General features: G+C 56.7%; 1 pseudogene. It reads left to right on the top strand.

Going from position 1 to position 298, the window contains the following annotated elements:
• Window position 1 precedes the first annotated feature (1 nt).
• A pseudogene (locus EN874_RS33080) lies at window positions 2-298 on the top strand (diguanylate phosphodiesterase); the annotation flags it as partial.

Below are 298 nucleotides of genomic sequence, written 5' to 3' on the forward strand. Positions count from 1 at the left end.
CATCCCCGCGGATGTTTACATCCAGTTTGTGCGGTCGTTGTTCGACAACGCCCACATGCTGGTGATCGGTGGCGTTTGCTACTGGATCCTGGGATTCATGATCTATTGGCGGACGGACAATCCGCTGTTCCTGGCCTTTTCTTTCGGGCTGCTCTCCATCAGTCTTTTCCGTTACTTGGGCATACGCGGCTTCCTGAAAGCAGGTGGTTCCATCGCCAATGTCGAAGAGGCGAGGCGGTGGGAGCGCAACTATATCCTCAAGGGCAGCCTGCAGGGTCTTGGGCTCGGTTCGCTGTGC

It is taken from the genome of Mesorhizobium sp. M1D.F.Ca.ET.231.01.1.1 (genome assembly GCF_003999155.2).
In the GTDB taxonomy this organism is placed as follows: Bacteria; Pseudomonadota; Alphaproteobacteria; order Rhizobiales; family Rhizobiaceae; genus Mesorhizobium.